The sequence below is a fragment of the Pseudomonas purpurea genome (assembly GCF_039908635.1).
Lineage (GTDB): Bacteria > Pseudomonadota > Gammaproteobacteria > Pseudomonadales > Pseudomonadaceae > Aquipseudomonas > Aquipseudomonas purpurea.
Map to the genome: position 1 here is coordinate 4500003 of NZ_CP150918.1, position 18178 is coordinate 4518180.

General features: G+C 60.6%; 15 protein-coding genes. 5 read left to right on the forward strand and 10 right to left on the reverse strand.

Annotated features, from left to right (window positions below; all coding sequences use genetic code 11):
- The first annotated feature begins 2 nt into the window (after positions 1-2).
- Positions 3-3029 (forward strand): multidrug efflux RND transporter permease subunit, encoded by a 3027-nt coding sequence (locus tag AABM54_RS20110; protein ID WP_347901734.1) that lies wholly within the window; start codon positions 3-5, stop codon positions 3027-3029.
- A gap of 75 nt (positions 3030-3104) precedes the next feature.
- Here the strand turns inward: AABM54_RS20110 and AABM54_RS20115 are convergent, their stop codons facing one another.
- The 5 genes from AABM54_RS20115 to colR all read right to left on the reverse strand — a co-directional run bounded on the left by AABM54_RS20115 (position 3105) and on the right by colR (position 6869).
- Positions 3105-3332: a hypothetical protein gene (locus tag AABM54_RS20115; RefSeq protein WP_347901735.1), complete on the reverse strand. Its 228-nt coding sequence runs from the start codon at positions 3330-3332 to the stop codon at positions 3105-3107.
- On the reverse strand, positions 3329-4048 hold the full coding sequence (locus AABM54_RS20120) for a lipopolysaccharide kinase InaA family protein (RefSeq protein ID WP_347901736.1): 720 nt from the start codon (positions 4046-4048) through the stop codon (positions 3329-3331). The genes AABM54_RS20115 and AABM54_RS20120 overlap by 4 nt, the downstream gene beginning before the upstream one ends.
- Positions 4049-4052: 4 nt before the next feature.
- Complete coding sequence (locus AABM54_RS20125; RefSeq protein ID WP_347906263.1) at positions 4053-4733, reverse strand: class I SAM-dependent methyltransferase; 681 nt, start codon at positions 4731-4733, stop codon at positions 4053-4055.
- Between the two features lie 182 nt (positions 4734-4915).
- A complete protein-coding gene (locus AABM54_RS20130; RefSeq protein ID WP_347901737.1) occupies positions 4916-6196 on the reverse strand; it encodes a HAMP domain-containing sensor histidine kinase in 1281 nt (426 codons plus the stop codon).
- Positions 6186-6869, reverse strand: a complete 684-nt coding sequence (gene colR, locus AABM54_RS20135) for a two-component system response regulator ColR (protein ID WP_347901738.1) — start codon at positions 6867-6869, stop codon at positions 6186-6188. Before colR ends, AABM54_RS20130 begins: the two co-directional genes overlap by 11 nt.
- Before the next feature lie 206 nt (positions 6870-7075).
- Between colR and AABM54_RS20140 the strand changes: the two genes are divergently transcribed.
- Both AABM54_RS20140 and AABM54_RS20145 read left to right on the forward strand, forming a co-directional pair.
- Positions 7076-9025 (forward strand): LTA synthase family protein, encoded by a 1950-nt coding sequence (locus AABM54_RS20140; protein ID WP_347901739.1) that lies wholly within the window; start codon positions 7076-7078, stop codon positions 9023-9025.
- Between the two features lie 56 nt (positions 9026-9081).
- The gene (locus AABM54_RS20145; protein WP_347901740.1) at positions 9082-9807 is read left to right on the forward strand and encodes a phosphatase PAP2 family protein; all 726 of its coding nucleotides are present in this window, start codon (positions 9082-9084) and stop codon (positions 9805-9807) included.
- A gap of 125 nt (positions 9808-9932) precedes the next feature.
- Here AABM54_RS20145 and groL read toward each other — a convergent pair whose 3' ends face one another.
- From groL to AABM54_RS20165, 4 genes are all read right to left on the reverse strand, one after another.
- Complete coding sequence (gene groL, locus AABM54_RS20150; protein ID WP_347901741.1) at positions 9933-11576, reverse strand: chaperonin GroEL; 1644 nt, start codon at positions 11574-11576, stop codon at positions 9933-9935.
- A 48-nt stretch (positions 11577-11624) separates the two neighbouring features.
- Positions 11625-11918, reverse strand: a complete 294-nt coding sequence (locus AABM54_RS20155) for a co-chaperone GroES (protein WP_019827816.1) — start codon at positions 11916-11918, stop codon at positions 11625-11627.
- A 246-nt stretch (positions 11919-12164) separates the two neighbouring features.
- Entirely contained in the window at positions 12165-12641 is a 477-nt protein-coding gene (locus AABM54_RS20160; protein WP_347901742.1) for an FxsA family protein, read from the reverse strand.
- A 66-nt stretch (positions 12642-12707) separates the two neighbouring features.
- Complete coding sequence (locus AABM54_RS20165) at positions 12708-13439, reverse strand: HugZ family protein (RefSeq protein ID WP_347901743.1); 732 nt, start codon at positions 13437-13439, stop codon at positions 12708-12710.
- Positions 13440-13603: 164 nt separating this feature from the next.
- Here AABM54_RS20165 and AABM54_RS20170 point away from each other — a divergent pair, with 164 nt between their 5' ends.
- The gene (locus AABM54_RS20170) at positions 13604-14362 is read left to right on the forward strand and encodes an SDR family oxidoreductase (RefSeq protein WP_347901744.1); all 759 of its coding nucleotides are present in this window, start codon (positions 13604-13606) and stop codon (positions 14360-14362) included.
- Positions 14363-14534: 172 nt separating this feature from the next.
- Here the strand turns inward: AABM54_RS20170 and apbC are convergent, their stop codons facing one another.
- Complete coding sequence (gene apbC / locus AABM54_RS20175) at positions 14535-15629, reverse strand: iron-sulfur cluster carrier protein ApbC (RefSeq protein ID WP_347901745.1); 1095 nt, start codon at positions 15627-15629, stop codon at positions 14535-14537.
- A gap of 379 nt (positions 15630-16008) precedes the next feature.
- Here apbC and metG point away from each other — a divergent pair, with 379 nt between their 5' ends.
- The gene (gene metG, locus AABM54_RS20180; RefSeq protein ID WP_347901746.1) at positions 16009-18060 is read left to right on the forward strand and encodes a methionine--tRNA ligase; all 2052 of its coding nucleotides are present in this window, start codon (positions 16009-16011) and stop codon (positions 18058-18060) included.
- Positions 18061-18178 lie beyond the last annotated feature (118 nt).

Consider the following 18178-nt stretch of genomic DNA (forward strand, 5'->3'; position numbering starts at 1 on the left):
CCATGGCTTTTACCGATCCGTTCATCCGCCGCCCGGTGCTCGCCACGGTGGTGAGCCTGTTGATTGTGCTGCTGGGCTTCCAGGCCTGGAGCAAACTGCCGCTGCGCCAGTACCCGCAGATGGAAAACGCGCTGATCACGGTGACCACCGCTTACCCCGGCGCCAACGCCGAAACCATCCAGGGCTACATTACCCAACCGATGCAGCAAAGCCTGGCGAGTGCCGAGGGCATCGACTACATGACCTCGGTCAGCCGCCAGAACTTCTCGGTGATTTCGATCTACGCACGCATCGGCTCCAACAGCGACCGGCTGTTCACCGAACTGCTGGCCAAGGCCAACGAGGTCAAGAACAAGCTGCCGCAAGACGCCGAAGACCCGGTGCTGAGTAAGGAAGCAGCCGACGCCTCGGCGCTGATGTACATCAGTTTCTTCAGCAAGGAACTGAACAACCCGCAGATCACCGATTACCTGTCACGGGTGATCCAGCCCAAACTGGCGACGCTGCCCGGCATGGCCGAAGCCGAGATTCTTGGCAACCAGGTGTTCGCCATGCGCCTGTGGCTCGACCCGGTGAAACTGGCCGGTTACGGCCTCAGCGCCAGCGACGTCACCACCGCCGTGCGCCAATACAACTTCCTGTCGGCGGCCGGCGAGGTCAAAGGCGAGTATGTCGTCACCAGTATCAACGCCAACACCGAACTCAAATCCGCCGAAGCCTTCGCCGCCATCCCGCTGAAAACCGTGGGCGACAGCCGGGTGCTGCTCAGTGATGTGGCCCGGGTGGAAATGGGTGCGGAAAACTACGACTCGGTCAGCTCATTCGGCGGCACGCCGTCGGTGTACATCGGCATCAAGGCTACGCCGGGCGCCAACCCGCTGGACGTGATCAAGGAAGTGCGCAAGCTCATGCCGGAGTTGGAATCCCAACTGCCGCCCAACCTCAAGGCCGAAATTGCCTATGACGCCACGCTGTTCATCCAGGCATCGATCAACGAAGTGGTGAAAACCCTCTTCGAAGCGGTGCTGATCGTGATCGTCGTGGTGTTCCTGTTCCTGGGAGCGTTGCGCTCGGTGGTGATCCCGGTGGTCACCATTCCGCTGTCGATGATCGGCGTGATGTTCTTCATGCAACTGATGGGCTACTCGATCAACCTGCTGACGCTGCTGGCCATGGTGCTGGCGATCGGCCTGGTGGTGGACGATGCCATTGTCGTGGTGGAGAACATCCACCGGCACATCGAGGAAGGTAAAACCCCGCTGGACGCCGCCCTCGAAGGCGCACGGGAAATCGCCATGCCGGTGGTCTCGATGACCATTACCCTGGCGGCGGTCTACGCCCCCATCGGCTTCCTGACGGGGCTGACCGGCGCATTGTTCAAGGAGTTTGCGCTGACCCTGGCCGGCGCCGTGGTGATTTCCGGGATCGTCGCCCTGACCTTGTCGCCGATGATGTGCGCCCTGCTCCTGCGCCATGACGAAAACCCGAGCGGCCTGGCCCATCGCCTCGACCGGATCTTTGAAGGCCTCAAACAACGCTACCAACGCACGCTGCACGGCACGCTCAACACCCGGCCGGTGGTGCTGGTGTTCGCGGTGATCGTGCTGTGCCTGATTCCGGTGTTGCTCAAGTTCACCAAATCGGAACTGGCGCCAGACGAAGACCAGGGCATCATTTTCATGATGGCCAACGCACCGCAGCCGACGAACCTCAATTACCTCAACACCTACACCGATGAATTCATCACGATCTTCAAGGAGTTTCCCGAGTACTACTCGTCCTTCCAGATCAACGGGTTCAATGGCGTTCAGTCGGGGATCGGCGGTTTCCTGCTCAAGCCGTGGAACGAGCGCAGCCGTACCCAGATGCAAATCCTCCCCGAGGTGCAGGGCAAGCTCTCCAGCATCAGCGGGCTGCAAATCTTCGGCTTCAACCTGCCCTCCCTGCCGGGGACCGGTGAAGGGCTGCCGTTTCAGTTCGTCATCAACACCGCCAATGACTACGAATCGCTGCTGAACGTGGCGGACCGGGTGAAGAAACGCGCGCTGGAATCCGGCAAGTTTGCCTTTCTCGACATCGACCTGGCGTTCGACAAACCTGAGGTAGTGGTCGACATCGACCGCGCCAAAGCGGCGCAGATGGGCGTTTCCATGCAGGACCTGGGCGCCACGCTGGCGACCTTGCTGGGCGAAGCCGAAATCAATCGTTTCACCATCGAGGGTCGCAGCTACAAGGTCATCGCCCAGGTGGAGCGTGCCTATCGGGACAATCCCGAGTGGCTGAACAACTACTACGTGAAAAACGCCAAGGCTGAGCTGTTACCCCTGTCGACGCTGATCACCGTCACCGACCGGGCCCGACCGCGACAGCTGAATCAGTTCCAGCAACTCAATTCGGCCATTGTCTCGGGCGTGCCGCTGGTCAGCATGGGCGAAGCACTGGACACCGTGCGCCAGATCGCCAGTGAGGAAGCCCCGCCGGGCTACGCCTTCGACTACGCAGGCGCGGCGCGGCAGTTCTTTCAGGAAGGCAGCGCGCTGTGGGTGACCTTTGCCCTGGCATTGGCCATCATTTTCCTGGTGCTGGCGGCGCAGTTCGAAAGTTTCCGCGACCCGCTGGTGATTCTGGTGACCGTGCCGCTGTCGATCTGCGGTGCCTTGATTCCGTTGTTCCTGGGCTGGTCGAGCATGAACATCTACACCCAGGTCGGCCTGGTGACCTTGATCGGGCTCATCAGCAAACACGGGATCCTGATCGTCGAGTTCGCCAACCAGTTGCGCAAGGACAAAGGGCTGAGCGCGCGGGACGCGGTGGAGGAAGCGGCGGCCATTCGTCTGCGGCCGGTGTTGATGACCACGGCCGCCATGGTGTTCGGCATGGTGCCGTTGATCATCGCTACGGGGGCCGGCGCGGTCAGCCGCTTCGACATCGGTACGGTGATCGCCACCGGCATGTCGATTGGCACGCTCTTCACGTTGTTCGTGTTGCCCTGCGTCTACACCGTGCTGGCCAGGTCCGACAAGACCTGAGGCCGTCATCGGTGACCGTGCAATAACAAAAGGCCTCGCAATGCGAGGCCTTTCATAGGGACGTCGTGTGGGATATCAGCTCTGAGGCTTCATGCCTTGAGAAAGTCCGAACATGAACAACAACAAATCATGATCGGGTTTGGTCGCCTGCGATACCTTGGCAACCCGTGGCAAAGGGCAATGCGCACCGTCATGGGCGGAACTGAGGAACTGGGTTTTAGGCTGCTCCCAGGCCGCCACTGCCAATGAAGCAACTGCCAAGGCTCCTAGCAAGAACACTCCTCGTGCAATTTCTAATTTCATCGCTGTAAACCTTTGATAGCGCTGCCAAACGCCGTCTCATAAAAGTAGACGAGCCTGGCCCAGTACGCTGCACTCCACGACGAATGGCGACGTAATTGTTTCATGTCGTGGGACGCCGCACGGGCCCGGGTCAAGCGCCGCCGGGACTTCTCCAGATCCAGCAGTGCAACCTCCACCGCAGCCGTATCGCCTTCACCACTCACCCGCACGAAAATATGCTTGAGGTACAGGCAGCCGTGCTGCCAGCGGCCCCGGTGCATACGGGCCAGGGTCAGTGCCAACTCGCGCAACAATCGGTCATGCACGACGTCACCGTAGCGCTCCAGACCACCGGCGGCGTACCACTGGTCGATCTCGATGAAACCTTCCAGCTCAGCCGTGACCAGCATTGCGCGCCACGGCTGCCCGGCCTCACGTTGGGCCCCGCAAAACACCAGTTCCGGAACCCGCACATCGTGCAAGCGCAGGCCTTCCAGTGCCTCACGCTCGCGCAACACGGTCGGGCGACCGAAGGGGTACAGCCAGCTGCGATAAATATGCCCGGTCTGCCGTTTGGCGTAGAGCAACCGTCCGTCGCTGCTGGTGAGTCGCTGTACTCCGCTTTCCCCGCCCCGACGCTGGTTGGGGGCTTCAACCCACTCGCCATGCTGGCGCCAGAAATAGTCGAAGCGTTGTTGCGAAGTGACTTCCGTGTCCGATACATAATCGACTGCCATCCGTTTACCTCTTGCGCAGTACGTAAACCCGCCACATGGCATAAAGCGGAATAAAGTTCAGGTGCTCCTGAATGCGAAACCCCGCTTGCCTGAATTCGTCTTCAATCGTAGCAGCTGGTAACACAAAGCGATTTTGGTAACCGCCCTGTTCTTCGCCCAACCGGCGTTTTTGCTCCAGGCGTTTACGTTTCCAGGCCTTGAAATTGCCGTCTACCCACAGCGAAACAATCACGCTGTCGCGGGTAACCCGTTGAAATTCCTGCAAGATGGCCAACCGATGAGCCGGGTCGCCGATGTGATGGAGCAGCCGCATGCAAAAAATGCTGTCGACTGCGTTATCCGGCAAGTCGATGGCAAATGCTGAGGTCTGCAAGGGTTGTACCCGTTTCACCACGTCGGCCGGTTGGGCCAGGGCGGCGATCTCGAGCATGGCGGCCGAATTGTCTGCGCCGATAATCACGCGGTTCGGCTTTTCCGCCAGCAGCGGCCAGAAGCGGCCTACGCCACAAGGCAGGTCAAGTACCAGCCCAGGCTCTCCCGCCAGGGCCAGAGCGCCCCTGGCCAGTTGCTCGTCACGCTTGTGGGACAACTTGCGGGCAAGGCCGTCCTGATGCTTGAGCAAGTACTCCTGCGCATGCTGCTGGTCGTACTTGTTGGAGAATGGAAGTTTGATCGGGGTGGCCATCATCAAGGACTCCTGGGGCTGATGATGGCCACCTTAGGCAGCCAGATGTCAGCGTCAGGTCATCCCTTTGTGAAAACTTCGTCCCGTCCAATCCTCAACTATTTCAAGGTTTTACACGACAAAAGAGCGGTCGGCGGCCAGCCCCCAGCGACGTTGGCGCCGGGCCCCGGCCACCGCCGCTCTCAGGGTTTTGAGGGATGCAACTCGACCTGGAAACGACAACCGTTGGGCTCCATGGTGCTGAGGCTGACGGTCCAGCCCTGGTTCTCGCAAATGCGCTGAACCAATGACAACCCCAACCCCAGGCCTTCGCCGCGATTCTCACTGCCACGCACGAACGGCTCGAACATCGCTTCGCGTTTTTCCTCGGGGATACCCACGCCGCTGTCTTCGACCACAAACCCGCGTGGCTGAAGGGTCAAACGGATGAACCCGCTGTCGGTGTAGTGCAGGGCATTGCGCAGCAGGTTGCCCATGACCGCGTGCAGCAACGTCGCGTTGTAGCAGGTGCCCAGCGGATGGTCAGGCTCAAACGTCAGTGCCAGCCCCTTGCTCTGGATCGGTTCGCGCCACAGGCCGAGCAACTCCTCGGCGACTTGTTGCAAGGTCTGCTGAGGCGACATGCTCGCGTCTTCACGCTGGGCCCGCGCCAGCATGAGAAAGGTTTGCACCAGCTCGCGCATTTCTTCGCACGCCCGGGCAATACGCTCGACCTGTGCCCGGCCGCGCTGGTCGATACCGGGGTTTTCCAGCAACAGCTCGCAGGAGCTGGCCAGCACCATCAACGGCGTGCGCAATTCGTGGCTGACGTCACTGGTGAACAACCGCTCGCGGGTCAACGCCTGGCGCAGGCGCCCCAGGGTGGCGTCGAAGGCCACCGCCAGTTCTCCCACTTCATCGGCCGCGTAGTCCGGCGCCAGGGGCGGCGCCAGCCCCAGCAACTGATCGCGATGACGCACTTGCCGGGCCAGCCGCACCACTGGCGCCATCACCTTGCGCGCCAGGATCCAGCCCAAAAATACCGCCAGCGCCAGGCTCAGGACAAACCCCACCAGCACCACGGCAAACAGCACCCGCTCGCGCTCCTCGAAATCACTCTGGTCTTGCAGCAGGACGTAGCGCCGCCCGTCGACGATTTCCACAATGGCGTGATACGACAGCTGTTCGCGAAAGACTTCATGGAACCCGGCATCCAGGTTGCGCAGGTCCTTGGGCAGGTCGAAGTCGCCCGGGCCACCGCTGAAGTAAAACAACTGGTCGGGCTCGGGACGGTGACTCCAGTCAGACATGCTGTCCATCAACAGCAAGCGCTGCAAATCGCCGCCCAGGCCTGCGGAGATCAGTTTTTCTTCAACCAGGTGCACGGTCGCCACAATCCCCATGGCGAACGCCCCTGCCACCAGCGCGCTCATCAACGCAAAGGCGATGATGATCCGCTGGGCAAGGCTCTGCTTAAACTCCATCCCGACCCTCGGCCAAGCGATAGCCCACGCCATGCACGGTGTGCAGCAGCGGTTTGGCGAACGGTTTGTCGATCACCTGGCGCAGTTGGTGAACGTGGCTGCGCAGACTGTCGCTGTCCGGGCAGTCATCGCCCCACAGGGCCTCTTCAAGAATTTCGCGGCGCAGCACGTGCGGGCTTTTCTGCATCAACACCGCCAGCAGTTTGAGGCCGACCGGGTTGAGCTTGAGCAGGCGCCCTTCGCGCACGACTTCCAGGGTATCGAGGTCGTAGTTCAGGTCGCCGACCTGCAAGGCGCGGCGTCCACCGCCCTGGGCACGGCGCATGACCGCCTCGATCCGCGCCGCCAGTTCGGACAGCGCAAACGGTTTGATCAGGTAATCGTCGGCACCCGACTTGAACCCCTGGAGGCGATCATCCAGTTGGTCGCGGGCAGTGAGCATGATCACCGGGGTATCACGCCGGGCATCTTCGCGCAGGCGTTTGCACAGGGTGTAGCCGTCGATGCCGGGCAACATGATGTCGAGCACGATCAGGTCGTAATGCTCGGTGGCCGCCAGGTGCAGGCCCGACAAACCGTCCTGCGCGCAATCCACGGTGTAACCCTTGAGTCCCAGGTAATCGGCCAGGTTGGCCAGGATATCGCGGTTGTCTTCAACCAATAGAATTCGCATCGGCACTCTCTCCGTACACAGTAACGGCCGTCTTGGCCCGCGCAGCTTAAGGCCAAGCGTGGCTCACGGCTAGGGCTGTGTGCGCCAGGTGTTCAGGGACCAGAGGGCGTTCACTCAGCCTTAACAAAGTTTTCACTATCGATTCACAACCTGACTACAGTGTCAGCCGCACACTCCTGCGCCATTGATTATAAGGAATGTTTCCAATGGACTTTTTCAAGACAGCACCCATGCGATTTCTGGTGCTTGTCACCGGCCTCTGGCTGGCGATCTTCCTGCTGACCCGCAGCGTTTTGCTCCTCACCCACCTTGACGAAGCCGGCAGCGGTTGGCTGCCCGTGTTCGGCATCGGCCTTTTATACGACCTGGGTTTCCTCGCTTACGCTGCACTGCCGCTGGGCCTCTACCTGTTGCTGTGCCCGCCCGCCCTGTGGCGTCGGCGCGGGCATCGCTGGTTTCTGCAAGGACTGCTCGGCGCCAGCGTGTTCGCCATGTTGTTTACTGCCGTTGCGGAGTGGTTGTTCTGGGACGAATTCGGCGTGCGCTTCAACTTTATCGCGGTGGACTACCTGGTCTATTCCGATGAAGTGCTGAACAACGTGCTCGAGTCCTACCCGATCGGCACGTTACTGAGCATTCTCACGGTACTGGCAGTGGTCCTTTGCCTGGCCTTGCGCAAACCGTTCAATGTCACACTGGACGCGCCGCTTCCTGCCTTGCGTGGGCGCCTGCTCAGCGGGCTCGGTTTGCTGCTGGTCAGTGGCCTGACCCTGCAACTGCTCAGCCAGGATGCCCCGCGCGCCCAGGGCGGCAATGCCTACCAGAATGAACTGGCGAGCAACGGTCCTTACCAGTTCTTCGCCGCTTTCCGTAATAACGAACTGGACTACACCCAGTTCTACAGCAGCCTGCCGCCCGCCGAAGTGGCGCACCAGATGCGCGCCGAACTGAGCGAACCCAATGCCCGGTTCATCGGCCAGGACTCGCTGGATATCCGCCGGCAAATCGACAACCCCGGCACGCCACGCCAACCCAACATCGTGCTGGTGACCCTCGAAAGCTTCAGCGCCAAGTACATGGGCAGCAACGGCAACCCGCGCAACCTGACGCCAAACCTGGATGCCTTGCGCCCGCAGAGCCTGTATTTCAACAATTTCTACGCCACCGGCACCCGTACCGACCGTGGCCTGGAAGCAATCACCCTGGCTATTCCACCAACACCGGGGCGCTCGATCGTCAAACGGGTCGGGCGCGAAAGCGGCTTTGCCAGCCTCGGCCAGCAACTCACGGCCGTGGGTTACGACAGCGTCTTCGTGTATGGCGGGCGCGGTTACTTCGACAACATGAACGCGTTCTTCAGCGGTAACGGTTACCGGGTGGTCGACCAAAGCAGCGTCGACGAAGCCGATATCCACTTCAAGAACGCATGGGGCATGGCCGACGAAGACCTGTACCGGCAAACCCTGAAACTGGCCGACGCCGACTACGCGAAACAACAACCGTTTCTGCTGCAACTGATGACCACGTCCAACCACCGTCCCTACACCTTCCCTGACGGCCGGATCGACATCAAATCGGGCAGCGGCCGTGACGGCGCGGTGAAGTACACCGACTACGCCATCGGCCAGTTCCTCAACGAGGCACGCCAGAAACCCTGGTTCGACAACACGATTTTCGTCTTCGTCGCGGACCACACGGCGGGCAGCGCGGGCAAGGAAGACTTGCCGATCAGCAACTACCAGATTCCGCTGTTCGTCTATGCGCCCAAGCTGATCCCTGCTCGCGAAACCGCGCAACTGGCCAGCCAGATCGATCTGGCGCCGACCTTGCTCGGCCTGCTCAACCTGGACTATCAGTCGACATTCTTCGGCCGCAACCTGTTGCAGGACAACCCGCTGCCACCCCGCGTGGTGGTCGGTAACTATCAGCACCTGGGCCTGTTCGACGGCACGGACCTGGCCATCCTCAGCCCTCGCCAGGGCCTGCGCCGACATGACCAGGCACTGACCGACAGCCGCGAATCCAGGGCCAGCGCCAACGACCCGTTGATTACCCGCGCCATCACGTATTACCAAACCGCCAGTTATGGCTTCAAACAACAGCTGCTTGGCTGGAAAGCGCCCAAGGAGGGTGCCGGGCAGATCAGCACTCGTTAACCGAAAACGCCCCGGATGGATGAGCCGGGGCGCTTTTTGAATGTTCAGGATCCATGATGTCATCTCCCGTTGTCCGCCCTGCCTCGCGCCCACTGAATCCCTGGGTGTGCCTGGGCATTCCTGCCGTCGCGGCCGCCGCCCTGCTTGCCCTTGAACTGACGTCGCTGGACATGAACCTCGCGAAGCTGTTCTACGATCCTGCCGCTGGCGGCTTCATCGGCAAGCACAGTTATTTTCTGGAAAACATCCTGCACGACCGCGCCAAGCAGGTGGTGATCGCCTTTTCGGTGTTCGCCATTCTGGGGTTCATCGCCAGTTTCCTGATGGCGAGACTCAAGCCGTTCAAACGCGAATTGGGTTGCCTGGTGTTGTCGCTGGGGCTGGCGACTTCGTTCGTCACGCCGGTCAAAGCCGTGACCGCCGTGCAGTGCCCCTGGAGCCTGAAGGAATTCGGCGGCAAGGAAACCTACAGCGAACTGCTGAGCCCCCGCCCAGCCACCGACAAGCCTGGCCGCTGCTGGCCCGGCGGCCATGCGGCGACCGGTTTTACGCTGTTTGCGCTGTTCTTCGTGCTGCGTGACCGGCGCCCGCGCCTGGCCCGTCAAGCCCTGGTGCTTGCCTTCACCCTGGGATCGATTTTCTCCGTCAGCCGGATGATCCAGGGGGCGCACTTCTTCTCGCACAACGTGTGGACGGCGATTTTCTGCTGGCTGATTTGCCTGGGCTCGTATTACTTCATCCTGTATCGCCCGGCGTCCAGGGCAACACCTGTCAGCGTCTGAACTGAGGCCATCGCCCCACAGCAATTGCGCAACGCCCACAAGGGTTCGAGTCCCCTGGAATGCGGGCAATAAAAAACCCCGCCTGCTTAACACAGGCGGGGTTTTGCGTACGGGGTAAGGCTGGCTTACATCATGCCGCCCATGCCGCCCATACCGCCCATGTCTGGCATACCGCCGCCAGCTGGAGCGTCATCCTTGATCTCGGCGATCATGGCTTCGGTGGTGATCATCAGGCTGGCAATCGACGAAGCCGCTTGCAGAGCCGAACGAGTCACTTTAGCCGGGTCCAGGATACCCATTTCGATCATGTCGCCGTATTCGCCGGTAGCAGCGTTGTAACCGAAGTTACCCGAACCCTGCTTGACCTTGTCAACGACAACGCTTGGCTCGTCGCCGGAGTTGGCAACGATCTGGCGCAGCGGCGCTTCAACAGCACGACGTAGCAGAGCGATACCCACGTCCTGATCGGCGTTGTCGCCTTTCAGTTCGGAGATGGCTTGCAGAGCGCGAACCAGTGCCACGCCACCGCCAGGTACCACGCCTTCTTCAACGGCTGCACGGGTTGCGTGCAGGGCGTCTTCAACGCGGGCTTTCTTCTCTTTCATTTCAACTTCGGAGCCAGCGCCAACCTTGATCACTGCAACGCCGCCGGACAGCTTGGCCAGACGCTCTTGCAGTTTTTCACGGTCGTAGTCGGACGAGGTGTCAGCCACTTGCTGACGGATCTGCAGAACGCGAGCCTGGATGTCAGCCTCAACGCCGGCACCGTCGATCACGGTGGTGTTTTCTTTGGACAGGATCACGCGCTTGGCATTACCCAGGTGTTCCAGGGTAGTGCTTTCCAGGCTCAGACCGATCTCTTCGGAGATTACGGTACCGCCAGTCAGAACAGCGATGTCCTGCAGCATGGCCTTGCGACGGTCGCCGAAGCCTGGAGCCTTGACGGCTGCGACTTTAACGATGCCACGCATGTTGTTCACAACCAGAGTCGCCAGGGCTTCGCCTTCAACGTCTTCGGCCACGATCAGCAGTGGACGGCCGGCTTTGGCAACGGCTTCCAGTACTGGCAGCATTTCGCGGATGTTCGAGATCTTTTTGTCGACCAGCAGGATCAGCGGACCGTCCAGCTCGGCAGTCATGGTCTCTGGCTTGTTGACGAAGTACGGGGACAGGTAGCCACGGTCGAACTGCATGCCTTCTACAACCGACAGTTCGTTTTCCAGGCCCGAGCCTTCTTCAACGGTGATCACGCCTTCTTTACCGACTTTTTCCATGGCTTCGGCAATGATGTCGCCGATGGAGCTGTCGGAGTTGGCCGAGATGGTGCCGACCTGAGCGATGGCCTTGGTGTCAGCGCAAGGCTTGGACAGGGACTTCAGCTCTTTGACGATCGCGATGGTCGCTTTGTCGATACCGCGCTTGAGGTCCATCGGGTTCATGCCGGCAGCGACGGCTTTCAGGCCTTCGTTGACGATCGATTGAGCCAGAACGGTAGCGGTGGTGGTGCCGTCGCCTGCGTCATCGTTGGCACGGGAGGCAACGTCTTTGACCAGCTGCGCGCCCATGTTTTCGAAGCGGTCTTTCAGCTCGATTTCTTTGGCAACGGACACGCCGTCCTTGGTGATGGTCGGAGCGCCGAAGCTCTTCTCGATGATCACGTTACGGCCTTTAGGGCCCAGGGTCGCTTTTACTGCGTCAGCCAGGACGTTGACACCGGCGAGCATTTTTTTACGGGCGGAATCGCCGAATTTAACTTCTTTAGCAGCCATGATCGATATTCCTTAAATACTTTGTAGTAGCGGGAAATTGAGTGCGGATCAGCCTTCGATAACAGCGAGAATCTCGTTCTCAGCCATTACCAGCAGGTCTTCGCCGTCAACTTTCACAGTGTTGCTGCCGGAGTACGGGCCGAACACAACCTTGTCACCCACTTTCACAGCCAGCGCACGCACTTCACCGTTGTCCAGCACGCGGCCGGTACCGACAGCGAGGATCTCGCCGCTGTTGGCTTTTTCAGCAGCCGAACCTGGCAGAACGATACCGCCAGCGGTTTTCTTTTCTTCTTCGCTGCGACGGATGACGACGCGGTCATGCAGAGGACGAAGCTTCATTGTCGATCTCTCCTAATTTGCGGTTTTCAGCGGCCGGTGTAATCCCGGCGGGTTAAGTTCCGGCGTTGCCGGTTGCGGCTCGTCAAGCGAGACGCGGAAGTCTGTCTGGCGATCTTCACCAGAAACCTTGCGGTGACCGTTACATAAGGGCGCATAAGCTTATTACAAGGGCGCCGCCGTGTTTTTTTTTGCATCCGGGGCGGCCAAAACAAACACGGCATCCGAAGGTGCCGTGTCGATGAAGGGTTACTTGGAATCGCGATGCTCGAACTCGCCTTCGATCACGTTGGGCTCGCGCCCCAGCGGTTGACCCGGGGTCGGGCCACTACGCGGTTGAAAGTCGTCGGCAAAAGCCCGCTGGCGGATCGCCTGGTCTTCGGCGCGCTGGCGCATTTTGTTGGCCAGCAGTCGACGCGAGAGCGGCAACATCAGGATCAAACCGACCACGCTGCTGATGAAACCCGGCAAGAGCAGCAGGCCACCGGCCAACGCCAGCATCAGGCCTTCAATCATGGTTTGGGCCGGCAACTCACCACGGCTCAGGCTTTCACGGGCGCGCAATGCGGTGGCCAGGCCGGCGACACGCAGCACGAAGACACCGAAGGCCGTGCTGAGAATGATCAGCAGCAGCGCCGGGAAAAACCCGATGGCCGCACTGACCTTGACGAATGCATACAGCTCTAGCAGCGGAAACAGCAGAAAGAGCAACAAAAAAGGGCGCATCAAATGGTTCCTCAACGCAAGAATGCCTTGCCAGTTCACCTTAGATGACGTCGCTGTTTCGTGATTTCAAGCGTCGGCCGCTTCATTTTTCGGCCAATGCTCGGCGTGAGCCAGTAAAACCAAGGCCTCGCGCACTTGTGTCGGCGTATTACAAACCTGTGGGAACGGCAGCCAGTAGAGCCCTTGACCAATACGCAGGTGCATGCCTTCGCTGTCGATACCCGTCAACTGCGCCGGGGCGGTTTTCGGCAGGCCGGCCAGTTCCACGTAATGGGCGATGGCCTTGGCGTGATCGGCATTCATGTGTTCGACCATGTTCACTTCGGCCTTGCCGGCGAACGGGTTGGCCAGGGTGACCTTGTCGACCCAGTGAATCGCACCGAAGCCGCCGATGTAGCGATGACGCACCGGCTCCAGCACCCAGAAGTCGAAGTCGTGAGCCGTGTGGTAGTTCTGCGAATCCGGGAAATAGCGATAGTAGCGTTCGGCGGCGGCTTCAATCGCCGCTTCGTCGTCGATTCTTGCCGCCTCGGCCAGGTAGGTCAGGCGACCGACGGCTTGCACATCCTCAGCTTCGCGCTCACCCACCAGCAGCGAACATTTGGGATCTTTCTGCAGGTTGTGGGTGTGCTGGGCGATGCGGCTGATGAGGATCAGCGGCCGGCCCTGCTCGTCCAGGCAATAAGGAACCACCGAACCGAACGGAAAACCCGGCATGGCCTTGGAGTGCGTCGACAGCACGCCACGGTATTCCTTGAGCAGCAATTCTCGGGCATGCTTGGCAGCTTGAACGCTCAATTTATGACTCCTTATATAGAATCCGTCGAAAAAACGGACAGGCGCCTGGGTGAAAGTTCCAGCACGCCATCGGGGCAGTTCTCATGTGCAGCCAGGCCACGTCAGGCGCAGATCGAGAGGCTCTCTAAAAGGACACCACTCTGACCTGCTATTGGGGCATGCGAATGCAACTCACTGACAAAGTAATCATTATCACCGGCGGTTGCCAGGGTTTAGGCCGTTCGATGGCCGAGTATTTCGCCGGCAAAGGCGCGAAGCTGGCACTGGTCGACCTGAACCAGGAAAAGCTCGATGACACGGTCGCCGCGTGCAAGGCCAAGGGCGTCGAGGCCCGCGCCTACCTGTGCAACGTGGCCAATGAAGAACAGGTGACCCACATGGTCGCCCAGGTCGCCGAAGATTTCGGGGCGATCCATGGCTTGATCAACAACGCCGGGATTCTGCGCGACGGCTTGCTGCTCAAGGTCAAGGACGGCGAAATGACCAAGATGAGCCTGGCCCAATGGCAGGCCGTGATCGACGTCAACCTGACCGGCGTGTTCCTGTGCACCCGTGAAGTGGCGGCGAAGATGGTCGAGCTGAAAAACAGCGGCGCGATCATCAACATTTCCTCGATCTCCCGCGCGGGCAACGTTGGCCAGACCAACTACTCCGCCGCCAAGGCTGGCGTCGCGGCGGCCACCGTGACCTGGGCCAAGGAACTGGCGCGCTACGGCATTCGCGTGGCGGGGATCGCTCCGGGCTTCATCGAAACCGAAATGACCCTGGGCATGAAACCGGAAGCATTGGAGAAAATGACCGCAGGCATTCCGCTCAAGCGCATGGGCAAGCCGGAAGAGATCGCCCATTCGGCGGCGTACATTTTCGAGAACGACTATTACACCGGCCGGATCCTGGAAATGGATGGCGGGTTGCGCATTTAAGATTCAGCCCGCCTCTGTGGCGAGGGAGCTTGCTCCCGCTGGGTGGCGAAGCCGCCCTAAACCCGGCTGACGCGTTCTACCCGTAAAAATGCGTCAGCTGATTTACGACTGCTGCGCAGCCGAGCGGGAGCAAGCTCCCTCGCCACAAAAGCAGTTCCCTCGCGTTGCTGAATCAATCGTCGCTGACGGTGATGTTCGGCATCGCCGGCGTCGCCGCTTCCTGCAACACGATCCGCGCACCGACGTGGCGGGCCAGTTCCTGGTAGACCATGGCGATCTGGCTGTCTGGCTCGGCGATTACCGTTGGTTTGCCGCCATCGGCCTGCTCACGGATGACCATCGACAGCGGCAACGACGCCAGCAGTTCGACCCCGTACTGGCTGGCCAGCTTCACCCCGCCGCCCTCACCGAACAGATGCTCGGCATGCCCGCAGTTGGAGCAGATGTGCACGGCCATGTTTTCCACGACACCGAGCACAGGGATGTTGACCTTGCGGAACATCTCCACGCCTTTGCGCGCGTCCAGCAGGGCCAGATCCTGCGGCGTGGTCACGATCACAGCCCCGGCCACCGGAACTTTCTGCGCCAGCGTCAGCTGGATATCACCGGTGCCTGGCGGCATGTCGATGACCAGGTAATCCAGATCGCCCCAGGCGGTTTGCGTGACCAGTTGCAGCAACGCGCCGGACACCATCGGGCCGCGCCAGACCATCGGAGTGTTGTCATCGGTCAGGAACGCCATCGACATGACTTCAACGCCATGGGACTCGATCGGCACGAACCACTTCTGATCCTTGACCTTCGGTCGGGTGCCTTCGGCAATACCGAACATGATGCCCTGGCTCGGACCGTAGATGTCCGCGTCGAGAATCCCCACCCTGGCACCTTCACGGGCCAACGCCAACGCCAGGTTGGCAGCCGTGGTGGACTTGCCCACGCCCCCCTTGCCGGACGCCACGGCGACCACGTTCTTGACGTTGGCCAGCCCCGGAATCTGCGCTTGAGCCTTGTGCGCGGCAATCACAGTGGTGATGTCGACCTTGGCCGACGTCACACCGTCCAGGCCTTCAATGGCCATTTGCAGCATCTGCGCCCAACCGCTCTTGAACAGACCGGCGGCGTAACCGATTTCCAGTTGAACGCTGACGCGATCACCCTGGATGTCGATGCCGCGCAGGCAACCGGCGCTGACCGGGTCCTGGTTCAGATAAGGGTCGGTGTACTGGCGAAGGACGGCTTCCACCGCTGCGCGATTGACGGCGCTCATAGGCAACTCCGATAACAAGACTGGAAAATCAGGCGGGTATCGTACGCCGGACACGGATTTGTGGCGAACAGATTACTGTGGCCGGAGAGCTTCCTTAGTCGCGAGGGGGGTTGCCTGTGGCGAGGGAGCTTGCTCCCGTTCGACTGCGCAGCAGTCGCCATTGGGCCGAGCCGCTTATACTGCCCACGTCGCCCGGTTTGGGGCGGCTTCGCCACCCAGCGGGAGCAAGCTCCCTCGCCACAAAAGCGCGCCGTCAGCAAATTCAACCCTGAGCTCAGTTTTTTGCGGTCGGCGCATTTGGATACAGGCTCACGGGGTGAAAAATATGCGCCGGCGCTTTATAGTGGCCGACCTCCGTTTCATCAAGTAGCCGAGCCCCATGTCCGAGCCACGCAAGATCCTCGTCACCAGCGCCCTGCCCTATGCCAATGGTTCGATTCACCTCGGCCATATGCTTGAGTACATCCAGACCGATATGTGGGTGCGCTTCCAGAAGCACCGCGGCAATCAATGCATTTATGTCTGCGCGGACGATGCCCACGGTTCGGCCATCATGCTGCGCGCAGAAAAAGAAGGCATCACCCCGGAACAACTGATCGCCAACGTCCAGGCTGAACACAGCGCCGACTTTGCCGAGTTCCTGGTGGACTTCGACAACTTCCACTCCACTCACGCCGATGAAAACCGTGAGCTGTCGGGCCATATCTACCGGAAGCTGCGCGACGCCGGGCACATTGCCACGCGCTCGATCACGCAGTATTTCGACCCGGAAAAGAAAATGTTCCTGGCCGACCGCTTCATCAAGGGCACCTGCCCGAAATGCGGCACCGAAGACCAGTACGGCGACAACTGCGAAAAATGCGGCGCGACCTACGCACCGACCGACCTGAAGGACCCGAAGTCGGCAATCTCTGGCGCCACCCCGGTGCTCAAGGATTCCCAGCACTTCTTCTTCAAGCTGCCGGACTTCCAGCAGATGCTGCAGGAATGGACCCGCAGCGGCACCCTGCAAGACGCCGTCGCGAACAAGATCGCCGAATGGCTGGATGTGGGCCTGCAACAGTGGGACATCTCCCGCGATGCGCCGTACTTCGGTTTCGAAATCCCGGACGAGCCGGGCAAGTACTTCTATGTCTGGCTGGACGCGCCAATCGGTTACATGGCGAGCTTCAAGAACCTCTGCGCACGCCGTCCCGAGCTGGACTTCGATGCGTTCTGGGCCAAGGATTCGACCACCGAGCTGTACCATTTCATCGGCAAGGACATCGTCAACTTCCACGCCCTGTTCTGGCCAGCCATGCTTGAAGGCGCAGGCTACCGCAAGCCGACCGGCATCAACGTCCACGGCTACCTGACCGTCAACGGCCAGAAGATGTCCAAGTCCCGAGGCACGTTCATCAAGGCCCGCACGTACCTGGATCACCTGTCGCCGGAATACCTGCGTTACTACTACGCAGCCAAGCTGGGCCGTGGCGTCGACGACCTGGACCTGAACCTCGAAGACTTCGTGCAGAAGGTCAACTCCGACCTGGTGGGCAAAGTCGTCAACATCGCCAGCCGTTGCGCAGGTTTCATCCAGAAAGGGAATGCTGGCGTGCTGGTGGCCGGCAATGCCGCGCCAGAACTGACTGAAGCGTTCCTGGCCGCTGCGCCAAGCATCTGCGACGCCTACGAGGCTCGCGACTTTGCCCGCGCCATGCGCGAGATCATGGGCCTGGCCGACCGTGCCAACGCCTGGATCGCCGACAAGGCGCCGTGGTCACTGAACAAACAGGAAGGCAAGCACGACGAGGTCCAGGCAATCTGCGCCCTGGGCGTCAACCTGTTCCGCCAGTTAGTGATCTTCCTCAAGCCGGTGCTGCCGTTGCTGGCCGCCGACGCCGAGGCGTTCCTCAACGTCGCGCCGCTGACCTGGAACGACCACGCGACCCTGCTCAGCAACCATCAGTTGAACGAGTTCAAGCCGCTGATGACCCGCATCGACCCGGTAAAAGTGCAAGCCATGACCGACGCCTCCAAGGAAGACCTGGCCGCCAGCCAGACCGACACCGGCGCTGCTGCCCCCCAAGGCAACGGCGAACTGGCCAAGGACCCGCTCTCGGCCGAGATCGAGTTCGATGCGTTTGCCGCCGTCGACCTGCGCGTAGCCCTGATCCTCAAGGCCGAAGCCGTGGAAGGCGCGGACAAACTGCTGCGCCTGACCCTGGACATCGGTGACGAGCAACGCAACGTGTTCTCCGGCATCAAGAGCGCCTACCCGGACCCGGCCAAGCTTGAAGGTCGCCTGACGATGATGATCGCCAACCTCAAGCCGCGCAAAATGCGCTTCGGGATCTCCGAAGGCATGGTCATGGCAGCCGGCCCTGGTGGCGAAGAAATCTACCTGTTGAGCCCCGACAGCGGCGCCAAGCCGGGTCAGCGCATCAAGTAAATCGCCTGGCTGGACCGATCCCACCGTCGCGTTGATTCGCGGCGGTGGGATTTTCATATCTGCCTTGCCGGATACTGCCTAATCTTCAAGAACAGGTCCCTCGCTCAACCGGCACGCC